Raw genomic sequence first — 25,640 nt, 5'->3', positions numbered from 1 at the left:
TGTCCGGCCCCCTACGAGAGACTGGGTCCATGACCGACGCCGCCCCCCTGCCCGAGCCGCTCGCCGAGATCCGCGAGGAGTTCCTCGCCCTGCCCGAGCGCGACCGGCTGCAGCTCCTGCTCGAGTTCTCCCGCGAGCTGCCGGGCCTGCCCCCGCGGTACGAGAGCGCGCCCGGCCTGCTCGAGGCGGTGGAGGAGTGCCAGTCCCCCGTGCGCGCGTTCGCGGAGGTCGACGGCGACGTCGTGCACTTCTACGCGACCGCCCCGCAGGAGGCGCCCACCACGCGCGGGTTCGCGTCGATCCTCGCCCAGGGGCTGTCCGGGCTCTCGGCGCAGCAGGTGCTGGACGTCCCCGACGACTTCCCGCTGATGATCGGGCTCACCCGCGCCGTCAGCCCGCTGCGCCTCAACGGCATGGCGGGCATGCTCACCCGCGCCAAGCGGCAGGTGCGCGAGCAGCTCGCCGCCGCCTGACGGCCGTCGTCGAGGGTCAGAAGTCGAACAGGTCCCCGAGGAACGACTCCTTCTTCTTGCGCTTGCGGTAGCGGGGGTCGTACCCGCGGTCGTCGTACCGCTTGTCGTCGTAGCGGCGCTCGTCGTACCGCTTGTCGTCGTAGCGGCGGTCGTCGTAGCGGCGGTCGTCGTAGCCGGGCGCCGGGTAGGCCGCACCGGCAGGCGCGGACGCCGGAGCGGGCGGGACGGGACCGCGCGCCTCGGCGGCGATCTCCGACTCCAGCGAGCGCTCGATGAGCTTGTCGAGCTCGCCGCGGTCGAGCCACACGCCCCTGCACTGCGGGCAGTAGTCGATCTCGATCCCCTTGCGCTCGGACATCACGAGGACGGTCTGGTCGTGCGGACACTGCATGATGCGCTGCTCCTTCGTCGGCTGGTGGGGTCAACGGCCCGGACCGGCGCGAGGTTCCCTCCGTGTGCGAGAGTGTGCGCATGACGGTGCTCGTGGCCTACAACCCGTCGCCCCACGGTGAGGCGGCCGTCCGGACCGCGGTCGCGGAGGCGTCCCGGCGAGGTCTCCCCCTGCACGTGGTCCACCTCGCACGGTCGGACGACCCCGCCGACGGCGACCCGCTCGACGGACTCCTCGCCGAGGCGGCCGCGAGGGTCGAGGTCCAGCCGGTCACCCGCCGGCCCTCGGGCACCGAGCCCGCGGACGCGATCCTCGACGCCGCCGAGGCTTCCGGCGCGACGCTCGTCGTCCTCGGCTCCCGCAAGCGCTCCAACGCGGGCACGTTCCTCGTCGGGACGACGACGCAGCGGGTGCTGCTGGACTCCCCCGTCCCGGTGCTCGTCGTCAAGGACACCTACGACGAGTGACCGCACCGTCCTGAGCCGGCTCCGTCAGCGACCCGCGGGCAGGGCGCGAGGCTCCCGCGGGGTCGCGAGCTGCGGCGCGATGGCGTCGCTGCCGGGCAGCACGAAGGGGCGCAGGTCGCCGCGGGCGGCGTCCACCTGCTCGACGGGGACCCGTTCCACCCCTCCGGCCTCGGTGATCCACCAGCCGAGGTTGGGGGCGAGGGCGGCGTAGCCGTCGCGCAGCACGTGCCGCAGCACCGTGTCCGCCAGGCGCACACCGTCGCGCCAGGCCCCCACGACCTCCGCGGTCACGACGTCCGGGGCCGAAGCACCGGTGGTGAGCTCCGCCGGGGACGACGTCGCGGCCGGCAGCGCGAGCACCCGCAGGCCCCGGCGGAAGACGAGACGGCCGTCGACCGTCGCGTAGCGCGGCCGCACACGGGTGAACATGTTGAGGATGCGGAAGGGCCACGGCGGCGCCTGGTCCAGGACCAGGGCGGCGCGCGGGGTGAGCTGGCGCGCGAGCCGGTGCTCGTCGAACTGCACGCCCACGCCACGCATCTCGGCGGCCATCCACTGCAGCGCGACGTCCGACAGGCCGCAGCGGGCGCCACCGCCGCCGACGTCGCCGTGGGTGCCGGGGAACCACACCTGCTGCACCCGGTCGGGCGGGTCGCCGTCGGGCACGGTCCACAGGCACGGAGCGAAGGTCAGCCGGCGCTCGTCGATCGCGAGCGCCTGCCGTGCGGTGAGGACCGCGGGCGAGAGGGAGACGTCGTGGAAGCGGTTCTTGCGGCGTGACGGGCCCGGGACCCCGAGCGCGCCGACCGTGTCGAAGACGCCCAGGAAGCGGACGGGGACCTCGATCCCGTGCTCCGCACGGAACGCCCGCTTCTCGGCGCGGACCTCGTCGCCCCGCCGCAGCAGGGCCTCCGCCCGGCGCCGGCGCCACGACCCGGGCCGGGTGCGGGCCACGGTGCGCTTCGCCCGCGCGACGCGGCGCGCCGTCGGCGGCCTGAGGCGGTAGACGCGCTCCGCCTCGCACAGCAGCCCGTCGTCCTGGGCCTCCACGGTCAGCAGGCCCACCTGCGACAGCATCCCCACGACGCTGCGCGCCGTGTACGCCCCCCGGGAGTAGCCGAGCACCACGATCTCGTCACCGGGCTCGTAGTTCATGGTCAGGAATCGGTAGCCGTCCACCACGTTGCGGGTGAACCCGTACCCGAACGCGCCGCCGAGCAGCTGGTCCACCAGGTAGCCGCGGGCGCCGACGCCCGCCACGTACCCGACGACCTGCTCGACGTCCGGGTCCGCGCTCCCGCCGGAGCGCAGCACGGAGCGCGCGATCTTCTCGATGTTGGACACCTGCGAGTTCACGGCGTGGTTCCACGTCCCGTCGCAGCACAGCACCAGTCGCTTCATGGTCGTCCCCTCCATGTACCTCGGAGGGTGCCAGCGCGGCGCTGATACGACGAGCGTTCACGCCATCGTGCAAGGTCCGCCGACCGGCGGCGTCGTGGGCAGGCTCAGACGACGACGCGGATGACGGCGCTGTGGTCCAGCTCCGAGTCGCCGCGGTCGACCATCCGCTGGTACCGGTCGCGGGCGACCGCCGTCAGCGACGTGTCGACGCCGAGCTGCTGCCCCACCGCGAGGCCGAACTCGAGGTCCTTGAGCTGGGTGCGGCACGCGGCGCCGTCCGCGTAGTCGCCCGAGAGGTAGCGCCGCGACTTGTCCGTGAGCACCTGCGAGCCGGCCAGCCCGGCGCCCAGCACCTCCAGCACGGTGGCGAGGTCCAGGCCACCGGCCTGGGCGATGGCGACCGCCTCGGCCAGTGCGTTGAGCGTGCCGCCCACGACGATCTGGTTGCACGTCTTGGTGAGCGAGCCCGCGCCCACCGGTCCGAGGTGGCGCACCGTCGAGCCCATCGCGTCCAGCACCGGCCGGACCGCGGCGAGGTCGCCGTCCGCGCCGCCCGCCATGATGCTCAGGCTGCCCGCCACCGCCCCCTCGACGCCGCCGCTCACGGGCGCGTCCACCAGGCGGATACCGTCGGCCGCGAGCTGCTCCGCCCACGCGGTGACCGCGACCGGGCTCACCGTGCTCATCACCACGAGCACCGGGTCCGCCACCCCGGCCGCGCGCCACCCCGCCCGAAGCCCGTCCGGCCGGTCGACGACGTCCCGCACCTGCGGCAGGTCCGGCAGCATCACGACGACCACCGGCCGAGCCATCTCAGCCGGCGTCGCCGCGACCGTCGCGCGTGGCTCGCCCACGGCGACCGCCTCCGCCTTTGCGGCGGTCCGGTTCCACAGCGCGACGTCGAACCCCGCCGCCAGCAGGTTCCGCGCCATCGGCGCCCCCATCGGTCCCGTGCCGACGAACCCGATCGACGTGCCCTGCATCCTCTGACCTCCGAGCGATGAACACCACGACGCCGGGCGGCGGTCCGTGCCCCTGCACCCTAACGAAGCCGGCCCGCCCGGCCGCGAGGCGTCCGGTCGGGCGGTCGAGGACGGGTCCTCAGCGTGCGTCGACCGCGGAGAACCGCATGAGGAACTGCGGATCGATCCCGCTGAAGTACTGGGTCACGTTCGTCGTCTGCACGCAGGCGTCGTCGTCGCGCACGAACTCACCCGAGAAGGTCACCGTGTCGCCCTCCTGCAGTGCGACGAGGTTGTCGAACATCGACGAACCCGGTGCGATGAGCGTGTCGTCGAAGGCATCGGAGAGCGCGTTGTTCCACGTGTGCACCGTCACGTGCGGCGCCACCTCGATCTCCACCCACGCCTTGCCCTCGCCGTTCGCGCCGACGTCCGCGACGACACCCGTCCAGCCGTCGGCGGTCGAGCCGACCTCGCTGCAGATCTTCTCGTTCCGCTTGCGGATCGCCTCGGACTGCTGGAGGTCGGTGTCCGCCTCGTCGAAGGTGCCGAACCCGTCCGTGACGATCGCGACGAACTCGCGCTCCGACCGGGGCTGCTTGCCGTACGTCGCGGTGTCCTCGGACCCCTTGGACTCGCTCTTCTGCTGCTCGTCGCTCTCGGACGTGCTCGACCGCGGCGCGTCGGACGCTCCGCCGGCGGCCTCGTCCTCCGGGTCCGTCGGCACCATCTCCGACGGCTCCGGGTCCGACGGCTCCGGGTCCGACGCCGCACCAGGCGTGCCCTCGTCCGTCGTCGAACCGGACTCGACCGCCGGAGCGGGGTCGTCGTTCCCGCCGACCAACGACGCCATCAAGGCCACCCCGAGGACGAGGGAGACCGACGACAGCACCGTGGCGCTGACGACCTTCCAGGTCCGCAGGTTCCTGGTGAGGGAGACGATCGACCAGGCGAGGGCACCGGCCGCCAGCAGGAGGCCCAGGACCGGGATCCAGAAGAACACGAGGGACGCGATCGCGAGGACGAACACGCCCGTGCCCAGCACGACGGCAGGGTGGGTCGGGATCCCCTGCGCCGGCGCGCCCGCGGCTGCCGCGGACGGACCCCACGAACGTCCGTCCCACCACCGGGACGACTGCGGGTTCTGCGGGTCGGGGTACCAGCCAGGGGGCGGCGTCGGGTTGCTCACGTGAGTTCCTTCGTCAGGGAGTAGGAGGTCGGGCCCGGGCCGTGGAGCGCAGCAGCCGACGGCTCGGGCCCGGATCAGGAGAGAACGAGGATCAGGCTGCGGTCGCCTCGACGACCTCGAAGGTCGCGGACTTCATCGCGTCCAGGTCGCCCTGCTCGACGAACTGGAAGAGGTCGACCTTCTCGGACTGACCGGCAGCCAGCTCGTTCGAGTAGGCGATGTCCTGGGCGACCCGGTTGCCCGACTCGTCCAGCGCGTCGACCGTCACCATGAAGCTCTGGGTCTCGTCCGACGTGTTGGTGAGGGTGACCGGCAGCTCGGTCGTGACCAGGCCGTACTCGTCCTCGTCGGCCGTGAAGTCGCCGATCTCGACCGAGACGTCCTCCGCGAGGACCTGCTCCGTGGCGTCACCCGTCATCTTGTCCAGGTCGGCGGACGCGTCGTCCAGCGTCTCGATCGCGGCGTCGGCGGCCGAGCTGTACAGCGCGGCCGACACTCCGCCGCCGACCCCGCCGAGGACGGCGAGGACGATGCCGGCGATCGCCAGGCCCTTCCGGGGTGCGCCCTTGCGGGTCTTGACCAGCCCGATCACGGCGAGGACCAGGCCCACCACGGCAAGCACGATCGCGAACGCGTTGACGATCGGGACGAGGCACAGCAGGAAGCCGAGGAGGGCCAGCACGAACCCGGTGACCGCCAGGGCGTTGCCGCGGCGCGGCGCCTGCGGTGCCGGATACCCCGGCGCGGGCTGAGAGGGCGCGCCGGCGGCGGGGGGAACGGGTGCGTCCTGTGCGGGCGGGATGGTCTGGGACATGGGTGCTCCTCGGTGCGACATGGAATGCGGTGAACGTGCGCCCGTCGCCCCCACGGGCGGTCGGACGATCTGCCGTCCTCCACGATCCGCCCCACCCGGGCCGGGACACATCGGCCGACCGGTCATCGCCGGGTGCCCGACCGGGCAGCCCTCGTGCGGCCGGACGTGCCCGACCGGCGGACGCACGAAGCCGCGTCCCGCCGTACTGTCGACGCATGTTCGCTCGAGCGACTGCCGCTCCGGGCGGCGGCGACGACGCCCCCGCCGGGCGGGCCACCGTGCTGCGCTGGGCGTCGGTGGCCGGGACGGTGGTCGCCGTCGCGGTGTCGGCGGCCAGCTCGCTGGTGGCGGTGGGGTTCGCGTCGCACGCGGCCGCTCCGACGGGCTCGCTGCACCCGGCGCTGTACGTGGTGACCGCGCTGGTCGGTCTCGTCCTCGCGGGTCTGCTCTGTCTGCGACAGCGGTTCCCCCTCGCGCTCTGCCTCACGGCGTCGACCTGCTCGATCCTGCTCCCCCTGGACGCGTCGGCGGCGCTCCTCGCCCTCCCCTGGGTGCTGGCCACCCGGACGGTCCGGGCGTGCCTCGCGGCGGTCGGCGCGACGACGGCGGCGACCGCGGCCGCCCTTGTCCGCGACGCGCTGCGCGACCACGCCGCCCAGGTGCTGGTGACCGTCGACGAGCGGACCCGCGTCCTGTCGACCGACCCGACCGCGGCGGCCTACGTCGTGGTCGGTCTCGGCCTGCTGGGCGTCTCCGTGGCGGCCGGGCTCGTCCGCCGGGCGCAGCTGGTCGCGGAGCGCGCCCGCGACGAGCAGCAGGCGGCGGCCGCCGCGACCGCCGTCCTCCGCGACCAGGTGCGACGCCAGGACGAGCGGCGCCTCATCGCGCGCGAGGTGCACGACACCGTGGCGCACCACGTCGCGGAGATCTCGCTGCAGGCGTCGGCCCTCGAGGTCACGAGCACCCACGACCCGGAGGCCGCGCTGGCCGCACGCGAGATGCGCGCCTCGGCCCAGCAGGCCATCCGTGAGCTGCGCTCGCTGGTGACCACCCTGCGCTCGGGCGACACCGTGACCGGGTTCCCCGGCGCGACCCTCGACGACCTGCTCCCCCTGGTCGACCGGATGACCGACGACAACCCACGGACCACCGCGCAGGTGTCCGTCACCGGCGGGCAGGACGCAGCACCCGAGCTGGTGCGCGCCACGTTCCGGGTGGTGCAGGAGGCCGTGACCAACGCCCGCAAGCACGCGCCCGGCGAACCGGTCGACATCCGCGTCGACGCCTCCCCCGCGCTCGGGGTGGACATCACGGTGCGCAACCCGCTGCAGGGCCCCACCGGGACCGACACCGCCCGCGGGCCGACCGTCCCCGGTACCGGCTCCGGTCTGCTCGGCATGCACGAGCGCGCCGACGCCGTCGGGGGGACGCTGTCCGCCGGGCGCGCGGACGGGGCGTTCGTGGTGCGCGCCCGCCTGCCGTGGGTCACGCGCGCGACGTGACCAGGGCGTTCCCCCGGCGAGGGCGTGCGCCTCGGGCTACGATTCGCCGGGATGAAGGTCCGCGTCCTTGTCGTCGACGACGATCCGATGGTGCGGCGGCTCCTGACCACGGTGCTGACCGCGCAGGGCATCGATGTCGTCGGCGAGGCGGCGGACGGCGACGAGGTCGTCACCGCCGTCGCCGCGTGCCGCCCCGAGGTCGTCCTCATGGACCTGCACATGCGCCGGACCGGCGGCCTCGACGCGATCCGTGAGCTGCGGCGTCGGCACGAGCCCCCCGCCGTCATCGCGCTCACGTCGTTCGGCACCGACGAGACGGTGGTCGCCGCGCTGGCCGCAGGCGCGCAGGGCTTCCTCGGCAAGGACGACGACCCCGAGCACATCGCGGCCCACGTGCGCGAGGTCGCGGCCGGCTCCGGCGCGCTGGACCACGCCTCCGCGGGCGCGGTCATCCGGCACCTGAGCGGCAGCCGCCGCCTCGACAGCCGTCGCGACGAGGCCCGCCGTGCCCTCGACGCCCTCACGGTCCGGGAGCAGGAGATCTCGTCGTTCCTGCCGCACGGCCTGTCGAACCGGGAGATCGGCGAGCGGCTCTACCTCTCCGAGTCGACGGTCAAGGCCCACCTCGGGCGCGCGATGGCCAAGCTGGACCTCACCGCGCGCGAGCAGCTCGCCGTCCTCGTCGACCGGGCCGGAGCCGCCGCACCACCGCTGGGCGGCTGACGGTCAGCCCAGGCGCCGCAGGAACTCGCGCGTGCGCTCCTCCCGCGGGTCCCGGAGCACCTGCTCGGGCGTGCCGCGCTCGTGCACGCGCCCGGCGTGCAGGAAGACGACCTCGTCGGCGACCTCGCGGGCGAAGCCCATCTCGTGCGTGGCGACGAGCATCGTCGTCGGCCGCCCGGCGACGCCCTCGCTGCGCAGGGAGAGCAGGAGGTCGAGCACCTCCCCCACCAGCTCGGGGTCGAGGGCGGACGTCACCTCGTCGAGCAGGAGCAGCTCGGGCCCGTTCACGAGCGCACGCGCGATGGCGGCGCGCTGCTGCTGCCCGCCCGAGAGCTGGTCGGGGTACGCGCGCGCCTTGTCCGCGAGGCCGACGCGCTCGAGCATCGCCAGCGCGGCCGCCTCGGCCTCGGCCCGCGGCACCTTGTGCACGACCCGCGGCGCCAGGGCCACGTTGTCGAGCACGCGCAGGTGCGGGAAGAGGTTGTACTGCTGGAAGACCATCGCGAGGCGGGCGCGCACGGCGTCGGCGTCCACCCAGGGGTCGGCGACGTCCTCGCCGTCCAGCAGCACCTGGCCGTCGTCGACCTCCTCCAGCAGGTCGACGACGCGCAGCAGCGTGGACTTGCCGGACCCGGACGACCCGACCACGACGACGCACGACCCCGCGGCGACGTCGAGGTCGACGCCGTCGAGCACGACCTTGCTGTCGGCACCGGTGCCGAAGGACTTGCGGACGCCGCGCAGCGACAGGAGCGGCGCCCCGGGGACGATGTCGCTCATCGCACCACCCCCGCACCGGCGACGCCGCGCAGCTCGCCGCGCCAGCCCTGGCGGGCGGACCATGCGTCGACCAGCCGGGTGAGCGGGATCGAGATCGCCAGGAACAGCAGGCCCGCCACCACGTACGGCGTGAAGTTGTAGTCGCCGGTGGTCGCGATCTGCGCGGCGCGGATCGCGTCGACGGCGCCGAGGATCGAGATGAGGCCGGAGTCCTTCTGCAGCGACACGAGCATGCTGGCCACGGGCGCGGTGACGTTGCGGACCGCCTGCGGCAGCACGACGCGCCGCGCCGCCTGCCCGCGGGTCAGACCCAGCGACCGGGCGGCCGCCACCTGCGACGGGTGCACCGCCTCGATGCCCGCGCGGAAGATCTCCGCGAGGTACGCCGTGTAGCAGACGACGATCGACAGGCCGCCGAGGAAGGCGGCGCTCACCGGCAGCCACGGCAGGCGCAGGGCGGGCAGGCCGAAACCCACCAGCAGCAGCACGAGCAGCAGCGGCACGCCGCGGAACACGTCCACGTACGCGACGGCGAAGATCCGCAGCGGGAACAGCGCCGGCACCCGCGAGGTCCGCACGACGGCCAGCAGCAGCCCGACGACGAGCGCGACCACGCTCGCCACGACCCACACCCGCAGGTTGAGCCACAGCCCCGCCGCGACCTCGGGCAGCACCTCCCAGGCGCGCTCCGGGGAGAAGAACGCCTCGCGCGCCCGCTCCCAGCCGGGCGCCGTCGTCACCACGTACACGACGGCGGCCAGCACGAGGGCCGTGGCGACCCCGGCCACCAGCAGCGCGCGGCGGTGCTGCGCCCGCCGGTACGCCGTGCGGGCGCGTGCCCGCTCCGACGGCTGCCAGCCGCCGGTCGGCGTCGTCGCGGGTCCGGTCACGGGCGTCAGGACAGCTCGGGGACGTCGTCCGACTTGAGCCAGGTGGTGCGCAGCTCGTCGAGCGTGCCGTTCTCCTCGAGCGTGTCGACGGCGGCCGAGACGCACGCCGTGAGCGACGATCCCTTGTCGAGCACGAGCCCGAGCTGCTCCGGCTCGCCCACGGGCGGCAGCGTGCCGATCACGTGCGTGTCGGGGAAGTAGACGGTCGAGGCGGCGACGCCCTGGTCGACGTCCATCACCATGGCGTCGATGGTGCCCGAGCTCAGGGCGGTCATGCCGTCGCCGGCGGCGTTGAACGGTGTCACCTCGACGTCGTCGCCCCACGCGGCGTCGGCGACGGCGAGCGACGTCTGCGAGGCGGTGACGCCGATCTTCGCGCCCTTGAGGTCCGCCAGGCTGGCCGCCTCGGAGAACTCGCCCTCGTCGGCCACGATGACGCCCTGCCGGCTGGTGAGGTACGGGCTGGAGAAGTCCACGGCGTTCTTGCGCTCGTCGGTGATCGTCGTCTGGTAGGCGGCGACGTCGAACGGCTTCACGGCCGGGCTGATGATCTGCTCGAAGGTCACGGACGTCCACTCGACGTCCTCCTTCGCGAACCCGAGCTCGTCCGCGACGGCGTACACGAGCGCGGACTCGAAGCCCTCCCCGCTGCTCGGCTCGCCCACGTACCAGGGCTCGAACGGGTCGCTCGCGCCCACGGTCAGGGTGCCGTCGGTGAGGGTCTGCATGCCCTCGGGCGTGCAGTCGGTGGCGCTGCCGGACGCGGCGGGGGCACCGTCGCCGCCGTCGTCCGACGACGAGCAGCCGGCGAACGCGAGCGTGGCGGCCGACGCGAGAGCGACCGCGAGGACAGGACGGGAGGTGCGCACGGGTGGAGCCTTTCCGACGAGGGGGGACCGACGAAGACGGAGGGGTCACGCCGCCGACGAGCCTATGCCGACCACGGGTCCGTGCGGCATGGCGGTCGTCACAGGGCAACCTCGTCGCGGTTGTCGATCTTCCCCGGGTTGTCGAACTGCACGGTCCTCGCGCGTCATCCAGGTGCACGAGCAGGTGTACGACCCGCCACGAGGAAGGACGATGAAACCATGACCACGTACGTCGTACTGCTGCCCGGCGTCGAGGACGTCTGGGAACGCGCGAGTGCCGAGGAGCGCGCCGCCGTGTACGCGAGGCACGAGGAGTTCGCCCGGCTGCTGGCCGAGCGCGGGCACCGCGTCACCGGAGGTGCCGAGCTCACGCACTCCCGCACCACCAAGCAGGTGCGCCGCGACGCCGCGGGGCGGGTCGTCGTCACCGACGGGCCGTTCGCCGAGACGGCGGAGCAGCTGTCCGGGTTCTACCTGGTCGAGTCGGACGACCTCGACGACCTGCTCCAGATCAGCGCGACGCTCGCCGGGTCGTCCGGCGACGCCGACGGCGTCGTCGAGGTGCGCGCCGCCGTGGACCACGAGGAGGGCAGCGCATGAAGGTCGTCGTCCTGCTCACGCAACCGGACCACTACGAGATCTGGGGCGCCGCCGACGACGCGCACCGCGAGCGCTTCTACGCCCGGTTGGAGGCGTTCGACTCCGCGGTCGCCGAGCGGGGCGCGGTCGTCGCGGGCGAGGGCCTCGGCCACCCCGCCGCCGCCCGCACGCTCGGGCCGGGCGCGGGCGGCGACCGCGCCGTCACCGACGGCCCCTTCGCCGAGGCGGCCGAGCAGCTCGGCGGTTTCTACGTCGTCGAGTTGCCCGACCTGGACACCGCCGTCGAGCTCGCGCGGCTGCTCCCGGACGAGCTCACGGTCGAGCTGCGGCCGGCCGTGGCCGGGTAGACCGGCCCCGGAAGGACGCCCGTGACAGTCCTCGAGGACCTGATGCGCGACGAGTGGGGCCGGCTGCTGGCCCTGCTCGTCGCGCGGTTCCGTCGCCTCGACCTGGCGGAGGACGGGCTCGCGGACGCGTTCGAGGCGGCGGCCCGTACCTGGCCGCGCGACGGCGTGCCGGCGAACGGCCCTGCCTGGCTCCTCACCGCCGCCCGGCGCCGGGTGCTCGACCGGCTCCGGTCCGAACGGGTGCTGGCGCGATCGATGCCGCTGCTGGAGGTGGAGGCCGACCTGGCCACCCGCGCGCAGCGGGTGATGGCGGACGCGGGCGAGCCCCTGACCGACGAGCGGCTGCGCCTGGTGCTCCTGTGCGCCCACCCGCGGCTGTCGCGCGAGGCGGCCGCGGCGCTCTCGCTGCGCCTGGTGCTGGGCGTGCCCACCGCCGACGTCGCCCGCCTGTTCCTCCAGTCGACGCCGACGATGGCGGCACGCCTGACCCGGGCGCGCAAGAGGCTCGCGGGCGAGCGGTTCGCGCTGCCGTCCGCCCGGGAGCTCACCGACCGCCTCGGCGTCGCGGCCGACGTCGCGTACCTCGCGTTCACCGCGGGCTACGCGCCCACCAGCGGGGACGACGTCGTGCGGGGCGAGCTCGCCGGCGAGGCGGTGCGGCTCGTCCGCGTGCTGCGCGACGTCCTCCCCGCGCCGGGCAGCGCCGCGGGCGGGCGGGGCGCGCAGGACGACGGCGCCGGAGACGACGGCGTGGCGGCACGCGAGCTCGACGCCCTCCTCGCGCTCGTGCTGCTCCAGCACTCGCGCCGCGACGCCCGGGTGCGCGACGGAGCCCTGGTGCTGCTGCCGGACCAGGACCGCTCCCGGTGGCACCAGGGCGAGATCGCCGAGGCTCTCGACCTGCTCACGCCCCTCGCCACCGCTCCCCCGACGCCGTACCTGCTCCAGGCCCTCGTGGCCGCCGAGCACGCGATCGCCCGCACCCCGGACGCGACCGCCTGGGACCGCATCCTCGCCCGCTACGACGAGCTCCTGACGCTGACCGACACCCCGGTCGTGCGACTCAACCGCGCGGTCGCCGTGGCGGAGGTCTCCGGGCCGCACGCCGGCCTCGACGCCCTCACGGGGGTGGCGCTGCCCGGGCACCGGCTGCCCGCCCTGCGGGCGGAGCTCCTGCGCCGCGCGGGCGACGCGGACGGCGCCCGCCGGGCCTACGACGCGGCGCTGGCCCTGTGCGGGCACGGCGCCGAGCGCGACCACCTGCGCCGCCGTCGCGCGCAGCTCGCCTGACCGACCCGGGCCGGGCGGTCACGGGTGCACGTGCGCCTGGTGCCCCGTCTGCGCGGAGATGTCCTGTTCCGCCTGCTCGAGCAACGCGTCCGCGAGCCGTCGCAGGGCCCGCGCCGCGGCGACCTCGTCCCCGATGACCGGGACCTGCAGGTCGCCCGGGTCCTTGCGCGCGTGCCCGACGCCGCGCAACGAGCCGACGTCCGGGCCGGGCGTCAGCATCGCCTCCGCCGTCGTGCTCCCGGCCGACTCCACGAGCGAGACCCGCACGTCCCAGGTGAGCGCCCGCGCGGGCGACCGCCGCGGCGGCGCCGGCTCCGTCCCGCCGCCGTCGTGCTGCACCAGGGTGTCGGCGCCGGGGAAGACCAGCGTCTCCTCGCCCGTGTCCGACCAGCGCACCTGATAGGGCGGCGAGCCGTCCTCGTGCGGGCAGCCGACGACGACGCCGTCGCGCACCGCCCCGCCGACCACCCCGGACGCCACCACGATCCGGTCGCCCACCGTCGCTCTCATCGCCGCCTCCTCGCGTCGTCGTCGGGTGCCCGCCGTCCCGGCGGTGGCTCCTTCCATCATGCGCCCGGCACGGGCCCCTGGCACGGCGCGGTCAGTGCGAGCGCAGCGCCTCGACGAGCTCGGCCTTGCGCATCGACGACCGTCCCTCGATGCCGATCTCCGCCGCCCGCTTGCGCAGGTCGGTGACCGTCCAGTCGTCGTAGGAGCCGGACTTCCCGCCCTTGGCACCGACCTTCTTCCGGCCGCGCGCCGCGGCGGCGTTCGCGATCCGCGCCGACTTCTCCTTGCTGTTGCCCTCGTCGCGCAGCTCCTCGTAGAGCTCCTTGTCCTTGACGCTCGGCCCTGCGTCTCGTCGCGGCATCCTGCGGCTCCTCCCGATCACACCCGTCCGTCGGGTCATGGCGCCGCGCGTCGTCTCCACGCGGCGACTCCACCGTGGCCACGACCTCGCTCGGTCGCATCCCGAGGGCGACGAACCGGGGGGCATGGTGCCGGGGGGCGTGGCCCGGACACGACGAAGGCCCCGACCGGATCCCGGTCGGGGCCTTCGTGGATGTCGACGACATCCCGTGGTAGCGGGGGCAGGATTTGAACCTGCGACCTCTGGGTTATGAGCCCAGCGAGCTACCGAGCTGCTCCACCCCGCGTCGACTCCCTGAACATTACGGCGTCACCGGGCACGAATCAAATCGCATCGGGCGAATGGGACCGAGGTCACACCCGCGACCGCCTCCGGCCTGCGACGACGCCCGTCCGACGACGGCGGGGCCGCCGGTCCCGACGGACCGACGACCCCGCGCCTCGCACCACCCGCCGGTCAGCCGGCGGACTCGATCTCCTTCTCCGCCGCGACGGCGTCCTCGATCGCCTGCTGCAGGCGGTCCTGCGCCTCGCCGTACGCGGTGAAGTCGCCGGCCTTCAGCGCCTCGTCGCTGGCGGTCATCGCGTCGTTCGCCTCCTGGAGGGCGGCGTTCAGTCGCGACTGCGCGTCACCCGACGGCGTGGTGCCACCGCTCGGTTCCGTGCTCGGTTCCGTGCTCGGCTCCGTGCTCGGCTCCGTGGACGGCTCCGTGGCCCCGTCCCCGCCGTCGACCGGCGCGGTGGGCACCTCGGACTCGACCTCGCCGTCGGCGTCGCCGGCCGTCGCGCCCGAGTCGCCGCCGAACACCTGGTCCAGGGCCTCGTCGAGCGTCTCCGCGTACCCGGTCTGGTCGCCGAACGCGACGAGCACGCGGCGCAGCAGCGGGTACGCCGTGCCCCCGGCGGACTGGATGTACACCGGCTGCACGTAGAGCAGGCCACCACCGACGGGCAACGTCAGCTGGTTGCCGCGCACGACGTTCGAGGAGCCGCGCTCCAGGATGTTCAGCTGCTCGGAGATCGTCGGGTTCGAGTCGAAGTTGTTCTGCACCTGACCCGGGCCGGGCACCGTCGAGTCACGGGGCAGCTCCAGCATCCGTAGCTTCCCGTAGCCTTCCGCCACCTCGCCCGCGGTCGACCCGGCGTTGCCGTCGGCGGCCAGGTACCCCGTGAGGATCTCGCGGTCGGTGTTACCGCCCGGGATGAACGTGCTGGTCAACGAGAACGCCGAGCTCTGCTGCCCCGGCATCTGCAGCGACATGTAGTACGGGGGCTGCTTCGCGGCGTTCGCGCCGTTCGCGCCGCCGCTGGCCACCGGGTCCGCCGGGTTCGCCCAGAAGTCCTGGCCGGAGAAGAACTGCCCCGCGTCCTCGACGTGGTACTGCGTCAGCAGCGTGCGCTGGACCTTGAACATGTCCTCGGGGTAGCGGATGTGGCTCATCAGGTCGCCGGAGATCTCCGACATCGGCTTGACGGACGTCGGGAACACGTCGGACCAGGCCTTCAGGACGGGGTCCTCGGTGTCCCAGGCGTACAGGTCCACCGAGCCGTCGTAGGCGTCGACGGTCGCCTTCACCGAGTTGCGGATGTAGTTGACCTCCGGCGGCATCTCGACCGGCACGCCCTGGGCCGCGAGCGTCAGGGAGTCCGCCGTCGCCTCCTGCATCGGACGGCTGGTCGAGTACGGGTACGCGTCGGACGTGGTGTACCCGTCGACGATCCACTTGACGCGCCCGTCGACGACGGCCGGGTACATGCCCTGGTCGAGGGTCAGCCACGGGGCGACCTTCTGCACGCGGGTCATCGGGTCGCGGTCGTAGAGGATCTGCGACTCGTCGTTCACCCGCTCGGAGAAGAGCATCTCCTGGGAGCCGAACTTCAGCGCGTACAGGAGCTTGCTGCCGAACGAGCCGACCGACGGGCCCGCGGTCACGTCCTCGGTGGGGAAGGTGGTGTTGACCTGCTGGCCGCCCTCCTCGTCGTCGGCCTGGTAGTCGAGCTCCCACGGCGTCGCGTCCTCCGGCGCGCCCACGATGGAGTACTCCGACGTGGACGGGCTGAAGTAGATGCGGGGCTCGTACCCCTTGTCGGTGAGCGCGCCCTGCGTCGGGATGCCGCCCTCGTAGAAGGCCGGCTGGCCGTCCGGTCCGGGCTGGTTGCCGTACGCGGCGACGACGCCGTACCCGTGGGTGAACACCGTGTGGTCGTTCACCCAGTTGCGCTGGCCGTCGCCCAGGCCGTCGAGGTTGAGCTCGCGCACCGCGATCACGGTGTCGCGGGACTCGCCGTCGATGTCGTACCGGTCCACCGACAGGTTGTCGGCGAAGTTGTAGTACTGCTTGTTCTGCTGCAACTGGCGGAACGACGGGCTGACGATCTGCGGGTCGAGCAGGCGCACCGACGCGGTGGTGTCCGCGTCCTCGCGCAGCGCGCCCTGCTCCGCCTCCGTGGTGGCGTCGTAGGGCTGGGTCTCGATGTCGTCCAGCCCGTACGCCGCGTGCGTGGCGTCGATGTTGCGCTGGATGTAGTCGGCCTCGAGCTCCTGGGCGTTGGGGTTCACCTGGAAGCGCTGCACGACGGCCGGGTAGATGCCGCCGATCGCGATCGCCGACACGACCATGAGGCCGACGCCGATGGCCGGCAGGCGCCACGTGCCGCGGACCGCCGCCACGACGAACAGCAGCGCCACGAGCACCGCGACACCCGTGAGGATCTCCTTCGACGGGATGACGGCGTGCACGTCCGAGTAGGACGCCCCGTTGTAGGTGGCCGCCGTGCTGCCGCCGTTCGTCGCCGTCAGCAGCGAGTACCGGTCGAGCCAGTAGTTCGCACCGATCACCAGCATGAGCGTGGAGCCCAGCACGGCGAGGTGCACGCGGGACGCGCGGGTGGTGCGCGGGGTCCCCGCCGGCACGGGCCCGAGACGCAGCCCGCCGTACAGGTAGTGCGTCACCAGCGCGGCGATGCCGGCGATGATCACGACCGCCATGAGGAAGCTCACCGCGAACCGCAGCGCGGGCAGCGAGAAGACGTAGAACCCGAGGTCGATCCCGAACTGAGGGTCCTTCTCGCCGAACGAGGAGGGGTTGATCGCCAGGAGCACGCTGCGCCACTGCGCGGACGCCGCGACACCGGCGAAGAACCCGACGACGACCGGTCCGGCGATGGTGACGACGCGACGCAGGGGCTCGATGGCCTCCCGGTACTGGTCCAGGGTCGCCTGCTCGGGCGTCGACGGCGCGTAGACGGGGCGCACCCGGTACGCGACGGCGAACGACGAGAAGACGGCGGCCGCCATCACGAGGAAGCCGACGACGAAGAGGATGCCGCGGGTGATCCACTCCGTCCAGATCACGTTGCCGAAGCCGAGCGCGTCGAACCACATGATCTCGGTCCAGAACTGCGCGAGGAGCAGCAGCGCGACGACGACCGCGGCGATCACGACCAGCGTGATCGCCAGAGGGCTGCGGCGACGCTTGGCGGGCGGGCCGCCTGGTCGTCGACGGGGTGGGGCAGCGAAGGACACGGTGCGGGCACCTCACTCGTGCTCGGGACGGACGGACGTTCTGGTGTGGAACGTCCCTGTCATCCCTCAGGTTCCCACGCTTCGCCCGCGGGTGGGCGACCGGCCCTTCACAGGCCGGTCACGAGCACGTCGGCAGGCCCGCGCCCTCCCCCGCGCCGATCGCCTCGATCGCCGTCCGCGCGTCCTCGAGGGTGGCCACCCGGACCACCTGCAGCCCGTCCGGGACGTGCCCGACGACCTCGTCGCAGTTGCCCGCCGGGGCGAGGAACCAGTCCGCACCGGCGTCGACCGCGCCGAAGAGCTTCTGCTGGATGCCGCCGATCGGCCCGACGAGACCGTCGACGCTCATCGTGCCCGTGCCCGCCACGTGGGCGCCGTCCAGCTCGTCGTCGGGCGTCATCTTCGTGATGATCGCCAGCGCGAACATCGTGCCGGCGCTCGGCCCGCCGATGTCGCCCGGCCGGATGGTCACGTCGACCGGGTAGTCGTACGTCGGGTCGAGGAGCACGCCGAGCGCCGCGCGCCCGTCCCCCTCCGACGTCGTCACCGTGAGGTCCGCCGTCTCGCCGTCGCGCTCGACGCCCAGCGTGACGTCGTCGCCCGCCGGCACGTCGTCGAGGGCGGCGAGCAGGTCCTGGTGCGTCGTGACCTCCTGCCCGTCGATGCTGCGCACCACGTCCCCCGGCTCGACGACGCCGTCGGCACCGGAGCCGGGCACCGTGCCGGCCACCGTGAGCGTCGCGGGCACCTCGTACCCCAGCTCCGTCAGCGCCGCCACGGTCGCGGCCGACTCCGACCCCGCCATCTGCGCCTGACCGACCTCCTGCTGCTGCTCCCGCGTGGTCTGCTGCGGGAAGATCGCCTCGACCGGCTGCACCGAGCGCTCGCGCGATCCCCAGCCCCAGAGCACGTCCCCCAGCAGGACGTCGCCGCCCGGCCCGCCGTACACCGACACGGTGGTGAGGCGCAGCTCGCCCGTGACGTCGTAGGTCTTCGCGCCCTCGATCTCCACGACCGGCTTCGCGGTGGCGCTCTTGCCCCCGCTCGACGTCTCGCCCGCGCCGCCCTGCACGTCCGCGCCCTGCAGCCCGAGCGTGTCCTCGGTCGGCCCCGGCGCACGGATCGCGTAGGGCGTCGGGAGCACCAGGAGGACGGCGGCGAGGAGCGCCGTCACCAGCAGGGAGACGCCGAGCGTCACGCTGCGTCGCGACGCGCGCGAGGCGGGGAGCGTGTCCTCGTCGGGCGACGACGGGTCGTCGGGCGCGAGGATGTCGCGGTCGAAGGTCACCGGCACATCATCGCCGACGTTCCTGGACGTGGCGCCCGCTCACCAGCCCGGTCACCAGCTCGGTCACAGCCCGGTCACCGGCGCGCCCCTCAGGGTCTCCGGGAGATCTGCGCCCAGAGCGAACCGCCGGAACTCCACGGCCCGGCCGGACGTCGTCGGTGGTTACGGTGAACCAGTCGGAAGACGGCCGCCGTCGTCCGACGTCCCTCCACCGCACAGCCGAGGAGCCCCGCGCATGAGCAACCTTCCCGACGACCCCGAGGGTGCCGAGGAGCGCGAGCGCATGCTGCGCTCGATGCTGGAGGGCTTCTTCGGGGACCGCACCGACGAGGTCCTCGCCCAGATGCGCGCGCAGGGCATCGACCCGGCCGCGCTCGCGGGCATGCCCGGCGCCGGCACGCCCGACCCGGCGACCATGCAGCACGTCCTGGCCCAGGTGCAGCGGCTCCTGTCGGCGTCCGGGGACGGCCCGGTGAACACCGACGTCGCCCACGACATCGCCCGGCAGGTCGCCGTCGCCGAGGGCGACCCGTCGCTCACGGGCGGCCAGGCGAAGGCCGCGACCGACGCGCTCGGGGTCGCGGAGCTGTGGCTCGACGCGGTGACCGACCTGCCGCCCGCCGGCGGCCGCGCGCACGCGTGGAGCCGGTCGGAGTGGGTGGAGGCCACGCTGCCCGCCTGGCACCGCCTGGTGGCGCCGGTCGCGACGTCCGTCGCCGACGCCCTCGCCACCGTGCTGCGCGACCAGCTCCCCGGGGACCTCGGCGACACCGACGCGCTGGGCGTGCCGGGTCTCGCGGGGCTGCCTGCCGGCGCCCTGGGCGGCGAGCTCGGCGGCGGGTTCGATCCCGCGCAGATGATGCGCCGCCTCGGGTCGGCCGTGTTCGGCATGCAGGTGGGGCAGGCCGCCGGCACCCTGTCGCGGGAGGTGTTCGGCGCCACCGACGTCGGCGTCCCGCTGCTGTCCGAGCCCGCCACCGTGCTGCTGCCGACCAACGTCACCGCGTTCGCCGACGGGCTCGACGCGCCGCTTGAGGAGGTGCGCCACTTCCTCGCGCTGCGCGAGGCCGCGCACGCCCGGCTGTTCACGCACGTCCCCTGGCTCACGGCGCACCTGCACGGCCTCGTCGAGCAGTACGCACGCGGCATCACCATCGACCTGGACGTGCTCGAGCAGCAGGTGCGCGAGATCGACCCCAGCGACCCCGAGGCGCTGCGCGGCGCCCTGACCGGCGGCGTCTTCGGGCTGCAGCACACCCCCGAGCAGGAGGCCACCCTGCTGCGCCTCGAGACCGCGCTGGCGCTCGTCGAGGGCTGGGTCACCGAGGTCGCGGCCACCGCGGCGCTCCCCCACCTGCCGCACACCTACCCGCTGCGCGAGATGATCCGGCGCCGCCGTGCGGCCGGAGGGCCCGCGGAGCACACCTTCGCCACGCTGGTCGGGCTCGAGCTGCGTCCGCGGCGCTCCCGCGACGCCACCGCACTCTTCGCGCACGTCCTCGCCGAGGGCGGCCCCCAGGCGCGCGACGCCGTCTGGGAGCACCCCGACCTGCTGCCCGGCACCGCGGACCTCGACGACCCCGCCGGCTACTTCACGCGACGCCAGGAGCAGGCGGAGGAACAGTCCGACGTCGACGCCGCGCTGGCGCAGATCCTGGACGCGGCGGACCGCTCGGGGAAGGACGACGGCACCGGCGACGGGGACACGCCCTCGTCCTGACCCGGCCCGTCCGACCCGTCGCCTCGGCCCGCGCCGCCGACACCGGCCGGCTCAGCCGGCGGGCTTGTCGTCGGCCGGGCCGGGCGACGCTCCGCCGTCGTCCTGGACGAACGAGACGCCCTCGAGGAACCCGCGCGCCCGGTCCGTGCGCGGGTAGGCCTCGAGGAGCTGCCAGAACGCGGGGCCGTGCCCTGCGTGCAGCAGGTGCGCCAGCTCGTGCAGCAGCACGTAGTCGAGCACCCACTCGGGCATCCCCTGCACGCGCGTGGAGATCCGGATCGAGCCGTCGACCAGCGTGCACGACCCCCAGCGCCGGCCCTGGTGGGGGGACCAGGCCACGCTCGTCGGGTGGGCACGACCGTCCAGGTACCGCTCGGAGAGCTCCTTGGCCCGCTCGACGAGCTGGGCGTCGGACGGGCGCCGACGCCGCTCCTTGTCCTCGAGCCGCGCGAGCATCTTCGCCACCCACTCGCGCTCCTGGGCGCGCGAGAAGCGCGCGGGAATGGCCACGACGGTACGCTCCCCGTCGCGGTACGCGCTGACCGTGGCGGTCCGCCGACGGCTGCGCCGGACCTCCACCGACGTCATCATCGTGTCGTGGGCCACGGCACGACGGTACCGGGGAATCGTGAACTTTGTGTGTCAGAACTCACGAACCGGGCGCCCGGGAATCCGCCCGAGGGACCTGTGGACGACGCCCCGACCGTCCCTGACTCGCGTGCCAGGGTGGCCGCATGGCAGACGCCGACGACCCGACCGCCGCGACGTGTCACCTCCTCACGCTGCGCCCGGCGACCCCCGTCCTCGACCACGGCGACGGCGAGGTCCAGCTCGGCACGGACCCCCGCTGGAGCCTCGTCCTGTCCGGCCTGGACGACCACGAGGCGCGATGGCTGCGCGACGCCGGGACACGGCGGCACCGCTCCCTGGATCGTGGCGCCCGGCAGTGGGGCGTGAGCCCCGAGCGTCAGGAGCAGATCGAGCGCGTGCTGGCCGACGGCGGGTTCCTCGTCCGCACCGCCACGGACCGGCCGGCCGCGGCCGCCGACGCCGCGCCGCCCTGGACGCCGGACGCCACCGTGCTGGGTGCCCTGCGCCCCGACGGCGCCGGCGCGGCCACGCTCGCCCGCCGCGACGCCGGCGTCGTCGGGGTGCGGGGCCTCGGCCGGACCGGCACGGCCCTGGCCGGCCTCCTCGCCGGTGCAAGCGTCGGCGCCCTCGTGCTCGACGACCGCGACCCCGTCCAGGTGGGCGACCTCGGGCTCGGCGGCCACGGTCCCGGCGACGTCGGCCGTCCGCGGGAGCAGTCCGCCGCCGCTCGGCTCGCGTCCGCCCACCCGCGGCTCCGGGTCGGCAGCGCACTGGGGGTCGCGGAGACGGGCGGGCCCCGCCTGCCGGACGCCGTCGTGGTGGTGGAGGCGCACGCCGCGCGCCCGGAGCGCTACGAGCGGCTGCTCGGGGCCGGGGTCCCCCACCTCCCCGTGGTGGTGCGGGAGGCCGACGTCGTCGTCGGACCGTTCGTGCTGCCGGGCCGTTCGCCGTGCGTGGGGTGCTGCGACCGTCACGCCGCCGACGCGGACCGGGGGTGGCCGTTCGTCGCGGCGGACCTCGCGCTCCGCCCGGCCGACGACGTCGCCCACGAGACCATGCTCGCGGCGACGGCCGCCGCGCTGGCGGCCGGGCAGGTGCTCGCGCTGCTCGACGGCGCGACGCCCGCGACCGTGGGGCGGCGCCTGGAGGTCGCGCTGCCCGAGGCGGTGCCGCGCGTGCGGGACGTCGCGCCGCACCCGGCGTGCGGGTGCGTCCGGCTGCCGGCCCGGCTGCCGACATGAGGACAGGCCCCCGGCGAGACGGCGAAGAGCCGGCCGCACGTGATGCGGGCGCGCTCTCCGGGGTCTCGCCGGAGGCCTGTCGTGGGTCCTGCCTGTTCAGCACGCCGGGCAGCCCGGGCGCACTGCGCGGTCATGCTGCGACGGTCTCCGACTTCCGGGGCCGGCCGCGACCGCGCTTGCGGGCCACGACCTTGCCGTCGACGAAGACCTCACCACCCCAGACGCCCCAGGGCTCCTGCCGCTCGAGGGCACCGGCGAGGCAGCCGGCCTGCAGCGGGCAGCCGCGGCACAGCGCCTTGGCCTCCTCGACCTGGGTGGTGTGCTCGGCGAACCAGAGCTCCGGGTCGTTGGTACGGCACGGCAGCAGCGCCGCGAACTGGCGGTCGAGCTCGGCCACCTCGGCCGGGCTCTGGGTGAGGGGTTGATGCGGGGTCCAAGGGCCGTTTCCGCCCTGGGGGATCGTGTCGAGCAGCCGCTCGTCCAACAGCTGTGCGAGGCGCACGAGTTCCTCCGTCAGGTCCTGGGTATTGATGTGAACGTCGGTGTTCAGGACCTGCGGGTGGACCTCTGGAGTCAGAGGTCCGGCTCGAACGACCTGGTGAGGTCTTCTTCCCTGAGCGGAAAGACGAAGGCCGCGGGTCCCGGGGGGACTCCGCGGCCTGGATCCGGTTCTAGACCGAATGTCTCCAGGAGGCGGAGTCGGGTGCGATGTGGAGATCGGCGTTGCCTGCTCCGTGCTGACGCGCGCGGAACGGACGGACGGCGTCGAGCTCGCCACGGGCAGACGTGTACCCGGGCGCGCCAGCAGACGCGGTCGCCATCACGATCTGAGTCATCGTGTCCATCTTGTGCACCCACCTCCTCACTGCTCTCGGACCTCCGCCTCTCGGCAGACGCCACTCCGTCTGGGACTCTCCGAGCATAGACGGCCTCGCCCAGGCCGCCACATCTTTTTTCGAGATTTCTTCGACGAGTTTTTTCGGGCACCCGTTCAGGCCCCCGACGACGCCGCCGCCTCCAGCGGTCCGATGACCACCAGGTCGCCCAGGCAGCCCTCCACCGCGGCTGCCACACCCGCGTCGTCGAGACCGTCCGGGACCGCCCGGACCTGCAGTCCGCCGTCGCCGCGGCTCGCGTCGAACCCCTCGCCGACGAGGCAGTCCACCTGGACCTGCTGCAGGTCCTGCACCTCGGCCTTGGTGATCAGCCCGTCCTCGAGGATCTCCGTGCCGCGGTCGGTCGTGACCCTCTCGAGGGCCTCGGTGAAGCCCGCGGGCAGGTCGTGCGCGGCGTGGCCGCCGGCCCCGGCGGCCCCAGGGGATCCGCCGTGCTCACCGTGTCCGCCGCTGCGCGGACCGTTGCCGTCGCCGGGGCCGGTGCCGCCGGCGGAGCAGGCCGCCAGCAGGACGGCGAGGACGAGGCCGGCGCCCGCGGCCGGCGCCCTGCGGGCGCGGCGACCGGTTGGGGCGGTGGGGCGGGAACGCCCGGGCGGGACCATGGAGGGCACCTCTCGTCGGGGACGGACCTCGACAATCTGGCACCCCGGCAGTCGGCCCGACAAGGGTCTTCGTCAGGTCCGCTCACAAATACGGGTTTTGCCGTACGTGCTCAGCCGGCCTGCTCCGCCACGATGGCGAGGATCGTCTGCCCGTAACGGTCGATCTTCGCCGGGCCGACGCCGTTCACGCGCGCGAGCTGCGCCACGGACGTCGGCTTGAGCTCCGCGATGGCGGCCAGCGTGGCGTCGCCCAGCACCGTGAACGCCGGCTTGTCCGTCTCGCGGGCCACCGACAGCCGCCACTCGCGCAGCGCGTCGAACAGGGCGACGTCGTGCTCCCCGGTGAGCTGCTGGCGCGCCTGGCCGCGCACCGCACGTCCGCGGCCCCGCCGGTCCGAGGGATCGTCCGGCCACAGCCCGTCGAGGAAGCGGGTGCGCTTGCGCGTGGCCCGGCCGCCCGGGTTGCGGGACCGCGCGAAGGACAGCTCCAGGTGCTCGCGGGCGCGGGTGATCCCCACGTAGAGGAGGCGGCGCTCCTCCGCGACCGCCTCGTCCGTCTCCGCCAGCGAGATCGGCATGAGGCCCTCGCTCACCCCCGCGAGGAAGACGGCGTCCCACTCGAGACCCTTCGCCGCGTGCAGCGAGGCCAGCGTGACGCCCTCGACCGTGGGCGCGTGCTGCGCCGAGGCCCGCTCCTCCAGCTCGCCGACCAGGGTCGCCATCGTGGCCGGCGCGTCCTCGGGCGCCGCGGCCGCGACGTCGTCGGACAGCCCGACGAGCGCCTGCATCGCCTCCCACCGCTCGCGGGCGGCGCCCCGGGCGGCAGGCGGCTGCTCGGTCCACCCGGCGGTGACGAGCACGTCGCGCACCTGCTCGGGCATGGGCTGGTCCGGGTCGGCGGACCGCGCCGCGCCGCGCAGCAGGACGATCGCGTCGCGCACCTCCTTGCGCTGGAAGAACCGCTCGCCCCCGCGGACGAGATAGCTGATCCCGGCGTCCGCGAGCGCCGACTCGAACGCCGCCGACTGCGCGTTGGTGCGGTAGAGCACCGCGATCTCGCTGGGCCGCACGCCCGACGCGATCAGCCGACCCGCCCGGGCGGCGATGCCCGTGGCCTCCGCGTCGTCGTCGTCGTACGCCGTGAAGCTCGCGGGCGGGCCCGCGGGGCGCTGCGCCACCAGCTCCAGCGCCCCGGGGACCCGGCCGCGGCGCAGCACCTGGTTCGCGAGGTGCACGACCTGCGGCGTGGACCGGTAGTCGCGGACCAGCCGCACCACCTGGGCGTCGGAGTAGGTCCGCGTGAAGTCGAGCAGGTAGTGCGGGGTCGCGCCCGTGAAGGAGTAGATGGTCTGCGACGGGTCGCCCACGACGCACAGCTCCTTGCGGTCGCCCAGCCACTGGTCGAGCAGGAACTGCTGCAGCGGCGAGACGTCCTGGTACTCGTCGACGACGAAGTGGCGGTACTGCGAGCGGACCTCGTCGGCCACCTGCCGGTGGGAGTTGAGCATGTCGGCGAGCATGAGCAGGACGTCCTCGAAGTCGATGACGCCGCGCTCGGTCTTGACGTCCTCGTACGCGGTGATGAGGCGCGCGACCGTCTGGTGGTCGTAGCCCGAGGGCGCGGGCCGGTCGTCGACGAGGGCCGCCTTCACGTAGTCCTCCGCCGTGACGAGCGACACCTTGGCCCACTCGACCTCGGACGACAGGTCGCGCACGGCGACCCGGTCGACGCTGACGCCGACACGGCGCGCGGCCTCCGCGACGGCGGAGGCCTTGTGCTCGAGGATCCGCGGCGGTGCGCCGCCGACGACGCGCGGCCAGAAGTAGCCGAGCTGGCGCAGCGCGGCCGCGTGGAACGTGCGCGCCTGCACGCCGACCACGCCCAGGTCACGCAGCCGGGTGCGCATCTCCCCCGCCGCGCGGGCGGTGAACGTCACCGCGAGCACCGACGTCGGCTTGTAGGTGCCGGTGCGCACGCCGTAGGCGATGCGGTGGGTGATCGCCCGCGTCTTGCCCGTACCCGCACCGGCGAGCACGCACACCGGCCCGGTGAGGGCCAGCGCCACGTCCCGCTGCTCGGGGTCGAGGGCGTCGAGGATCGCGTCGGGATGAAGCGGGGCGCTCGGGGAGTTGGTGGTGGTCGACATCGTCTGCGATTCTCGCAGCCGTCGCCGACACCCCGCTCCCGTCGTCCCCAGCCACCGTCAC

General features: G+C 74.0%; 25 protein-coding genes and 1 tRNA gene. 9 read left to right on the top strand and 17 right to left on the bottom strand.

Translation table 11 applies throughout. The features are described 5' to 3' along the window. The first annotated feature begins 29 nt into the window (after positions 1-29). The gene (locus ACFQ8E_RS05515; RefSeq protein WP_430549578.1) at positions 30-473 is read left to right on the top strand and encodes a SufE family protein; all 444 of its coding nucleotides are present in this window, start codon (positions 30-32) and stop codon (positions 471-473) included. 16 nt (positions 474-489) lie between these two features. On the opposite strand, the gene ACFQ8E_RS05510 is transcribed toward ACFQ8E_RS05515, so the two are convergent. Beyond that, positions 490-864, bottom strand: coding sequence for a zf-TFIIB domain-containing protein (locus tag ACFQ8E_RS05510; RefSeq protein ID WP_430549577.1), 375 nt, complete (start codon positions 862-864; stop codon positions 490-492). Positions 865-944: 80 nt separating this feature from the next. Between ACFQ8E_RS05510 and ACFQ8E_RS05505 the strand changes: the two genes are divergently transcribed. Then, entirely contained in the window at positions 945-1,331 is a 387-nt protein-coding gene (locus ACFQ8E_RS05505; RefSeq protein ID WP_430549576.1) for a universal stress protein, read from the top strand. 24 nt (positions 1,332-1,355) lie between these two features. On the opposite strand, the gene ACFQ8E_RS05500 is transcribed toward ACFQ8E_RS05505, so the two are convergent. From ACFQ8E_RS05500 to ACFQ8E_RS05485, 4 genes are all read right to left on the bottom strand, one after another. Next, positions 1,356-2,732: a DUF2235 domain-containing protein gene (locus ACFQ8E_RS05500; RefSeq protein ID WP_430549575.1), complete on the bottom strand. Its 1,377-nt coding sequence runs from the start codon at positions 2,730-2,732 to the stop codon at positions 1,356-1,358. Between the two features lie 104 nt (positions 2,733-2,836). Then, a complete protein-coding gene (locus ACFQ8E_RS05495) occupies positions 2,837-3,715 on the bottom strand; it encodes an NAD(P)-dependent oxidoreductase (RefSeq protein ID WP_430549574.1) in 879 nt (292 codons plus the stop codon). Positions 3,716-3,833: 118 nt separating this feature from the next. Beyond that, positions 3,834-4,883, bottom strand: coding sequence for a DUF2510 domain-containing protein (locus tag ACFQ8E_RS05490; protein ID WP_430549573.1), 1,050 nt, complete (start codon positions 4,881-4,883; stop codon positions 3,834-3,836). A gap of 91 nt (positions 4,884-4,974) precedes the next feature. After that, a complete protein-coding gene (locus tag ACFQ8E_RS05485; protein WP_430549572.1) occupies positions 4,975-5,697 on the bottom strand; it encodes an FxLYD domain-containing protein in 723 nt (240 codons plus the stop codon). Between the two features lie 215 nt (positions 5,698-5,912). On the opposite strand from ACFQ8E_RS05485, the gene ACFQ8E_RS05480 reads away from it, so the two are divergent. Both ACFQ8E_RS05480 and ACFQ8E_RS05475 read left to right on the top strand, forming a co-directional pair. Further along, complete coding sequence (locus ACFQ8E_RS05480) at positions 5,913-7,199, top strand: sensor histidine kinase (RefSeq protein WP_430549571.1); 1,287 nt, start codon at positions 5,913-5,915, stop codon at positions 7,197-7,199. Between the two features lie 51 nt (positions 7,200-7,250). Next, positions 7,251-7,922: a response regulator gene (locus ACFQ8E_RS05475; RefSeq protein ID WP_430549570.1), complete on the top strand. Its 672-nt coding sequence runs from the start codon at positions 7,251-7,253 to the stop codon at positions 7,920-7,922. A gap of 3 nt (positions 7,923-7,925) precedes the next feature. On the opposite strand, the gene ACFQ8E_RS05470 is transcribed toward ACFQ8E_RS05475, so the two are convergent. Genes ACFQ8E_RS05470 through ACFQ8E_RS05460 form a run of 3 tightly spaced genes read right to left on the bottom strand, consistent with a single transcriptional unit; the run spans position 7,926 to position 10,461 of the window. Then, complete coding sequence (locus ACFQ8E_RS05470; RefSeq protein WP_430549569.1) at positions 7,926-8,702, bottom strand: amino acid ABC transporter ATP-binding protein; 777 nt, start codon at positions 8,700-8,702, stop codon at positions 7,926-7,928. Continuing rightward, positions 8,699-9,592 (bottom strand): ABC transporter permease subunit, encoded by an 894-nt coding sequence (locus tag ACFQ8E_RS05465; RefSeq protein ID WP_430549568.1) that lies wholly within the window; start codon positions 9,590-9,592, stop codon positions 8,699-8,701. Before ACFQ8E_RS05465 ends, ACFQ8E_RS05470 begins: the two co-directional genes overlap by 4 nt. A gap of 5 nt (positions 9,593-9,597) precedes the next feature. Then, positions 9,598-10,461, bottom strand: coding sequence for an ABC transporter substrate-binding protein (locus ACFQ8E_RS05460; protein ID WP_430549567.1), 864 nt, complete (start codon positions 10,459-10,461; stop codon positions 9,598-9,600). Positions 10,462-10,680: 219 nt separating this feature from the next. On the opposite strand from ACFQ8E_RS05460, the gene ACFQ8E_RS05455 reads away from it, so the two are divergent. From ACFQ8E_RS05455 to ACFQ8E_RS05445, 3 genes are read left to right on the top strand one after another with little or no spacing between them, the layout of a single operon-like run. Beyond that, complete coding sequence (locus ACFQ8E_RS05455; protein ID WP_430549566.1) at positions 10,681-11,061, top strand: YciI family protein; 381 nt, start codon at positions 10,681-10,683, stop codon at positions 11,059-11,061. After that, positions 11,058-11,408 (top strand): YciI family protein, encoded by a 351-nt coding sequence (locus ACFQ8E_RS05450; RefSeq protein ID WP_430549565.1) that lies wholly within the window; start codon positions 11,058-11,060, stop codon positions 11,406-11,408. Before ACFQ8E_RS05455 ends, ACFQ8E_RS05450 begins: the two co-directional genes overlap by 4 nt. A gap of 21 nt (positions 11,409-11,429) precedes the next feature. Further along, complete coding sequence (locus ACFQ8E_RS05445) at positions 11,430-12,698, top strand: RNA polymerase sigma factor (RefSeq protein WP_430549564.1); 1,269 nt, start codon at positions 11,430-11,432, stop codon at positions 12,696-12,698. 18 nt (positions 12,699-12,716) lie between these two features. On the opposite strand, the gene ACFQ8E_RS05440 is transcribed toward ACFQ8E_RS05445, so the two are convergent. The 5 genes from ACFQ8E_RS05440 to ACFQ8E_RS05420 all read right to left on the bottom strand — a co-directional run bounded on the left by ACFQ8E_RS05440 (position 12,717) and on the right by ACFQ8E_RS05420 (position 18,382). Then, positions 12,717-13,208, bottom strand: coding sequence for a dsRBD fold-containing protein (locus tag ACFQ8E_RS05440; RefSeq protein ID WP_430549563.1), 492 nt, complete (start codon positions 13,206-13,208; stop codon positions 12,717-12,719). Between the two features lie 91 nt (positions 13,209-13,299). Beyond that, positions 13,300-13,569 carry a Rho termination factor N-terminal domain-containing protein gene (locus ACFQ8E_RS05435; RefSeq protein WP_430549562.1) on the bottom strand — a complete coding sequence of 90 codons (270 nt, stop codon included), beginning with the start codon at positions 13,567-13,569 and terminating at the stop codon, positions 13,300-13,302. 209 nt (positions 13,570-13,778) lie between these two features. Further along, a tRNA-Met gene (locus ACFQ8E_RS05430) sits at positions 13,779-13,855 on the bottom strand. Between the two features lie 170 nt (positions 13,856-14,025). Continuing rightward, on the bottom strand, positions 14,026-17,094 hold the full coding sequence (locus tag ACFQ8E_RS05425; protein ID WP_430549561.1) for a UPF0182 family protein: 3,069 nt from the start codon (positions 17,092-17,094) through the stop codon (positions 14,026-14,028). Positions 17,095-17,212: 118 nt separating this feature from the next. Next, positions 17,213-18,382, bottom strand: a complete 1,170-nt coding sequence (locus tag ACFQ8E_RS05420; RefSeq protein ID WP_430549560.1) for a PDZ domain-containing protein — start codon at positions 18,380-18,382, stop codon at positions 17,213-17,215. A 235-nt stretch (positions 18,383-18,617) separates the two neighbouring features. Between ACFQ8E_RS05420 and ACFQ8E_RS05415 the strand changes: the two genes are divergently transcribed. Next, positions 18,618-20,102, top strand: coding sequence for a zinc-dependent metalloprotease (locus ACFQ8E_RS05415; protein WP_430549559.1), 1,485 nt, complete (start codon positions 18,618-18,620; stop codon positions 20,100-20,102). A 51-nt stretch (positions 20,103-20,153) separates the two neighbouring features. On the opposite strand, the gene ACFQ8E_RS05410 is transcribed toward ACFQ8E_RS05415, so the two are convergent. After that, on the bottom strand, positions 20,154-20,693 hold the full coding sequence (locus ACFQ8E_RS05410) for a SprT-like domain-containing protein (protein WP_430549937.1): 540 nt from the start codon (positions 20,691-20,693) through the stop codon (positions 20,154-20,156). Between the two features lie 143 nt (positions 20,694-20,836). Between ACFQ8E_RS05410 and ACFQ8E_RS05405 the strand changes: the two genes are divergently transcribed. After that, positions 20,837-21,934 (top strand): ThiF family adenylyltransferase, encoded by a 1,098-nt coding sequence (locus ACFQ8E_RS05405; RefSeq protein ID WP_430549558.1) that lies wholly within the window; start codon positions 20,837-20,839, stop codon positions 21,932-21,934. A 130-nt stretch (positions 21,935-22,064) separates the two neighbouring features. Here the strand turns inward: ACFQ8E_RS05405 and ACFQ8E_RS05400 are convergent, their stop codons facing one another. From ACFQ8E_RS05400 to ACFQ8E_RS05390, 3 genes are all read right to left on the bottom strand, one after another. Further along, the gene (locus ACFQ8E_RS05400) at positions 22,065-22,436 is read right to left on the bottom strand and encodes a WhiB family transcriptional regulator (RefSeq protein WP_429762635.1); all 372 of its coding nucleotides are present in this window, start codon (positions 22,434-22,436) and stop codon (positions 22,065-22,067) included. Positions 22,437-22,925: 489 nt separating this feature from the next. After that, a complete protein-coding gene (locus ACFQ8E_RS05395) occupies positions 22,926-23,432 on the bottom strand; it encodes a hypothetical protein (protein WP_430549557.1) in 507 nt (168 codons plus the stop codon). Positions 23,433-23,542: 110 nt separating this feature from the next. Continuing rightward, positions 23,543-25,579: an ATP-dependent DNA helicase UvrD2 gene (locus ACFQ8E_RS05390; RefSeq protein WP_430549556.1), complete on the bottom strand. Its 2,037-nt coding sequence runs from the start codon at positions 25,577-25,579 to the stop codon at positions 23,543-23,545. Positions 25,580-25,640: the final 61 nt, after the last annotated feature.

Origin of the sequence: Isoptericola sp. NPDC056573 (assembly GCF_042793335.1) — a bacterium.
Lineage (GTDB): Bacteria > Actinomycetota > Actinomycetes > Actinomycetales > Cellulomonadaceae > Isoptericola.
This window is presented reverse-complemented; position numbering and strand designations above follow the sequence as displayed.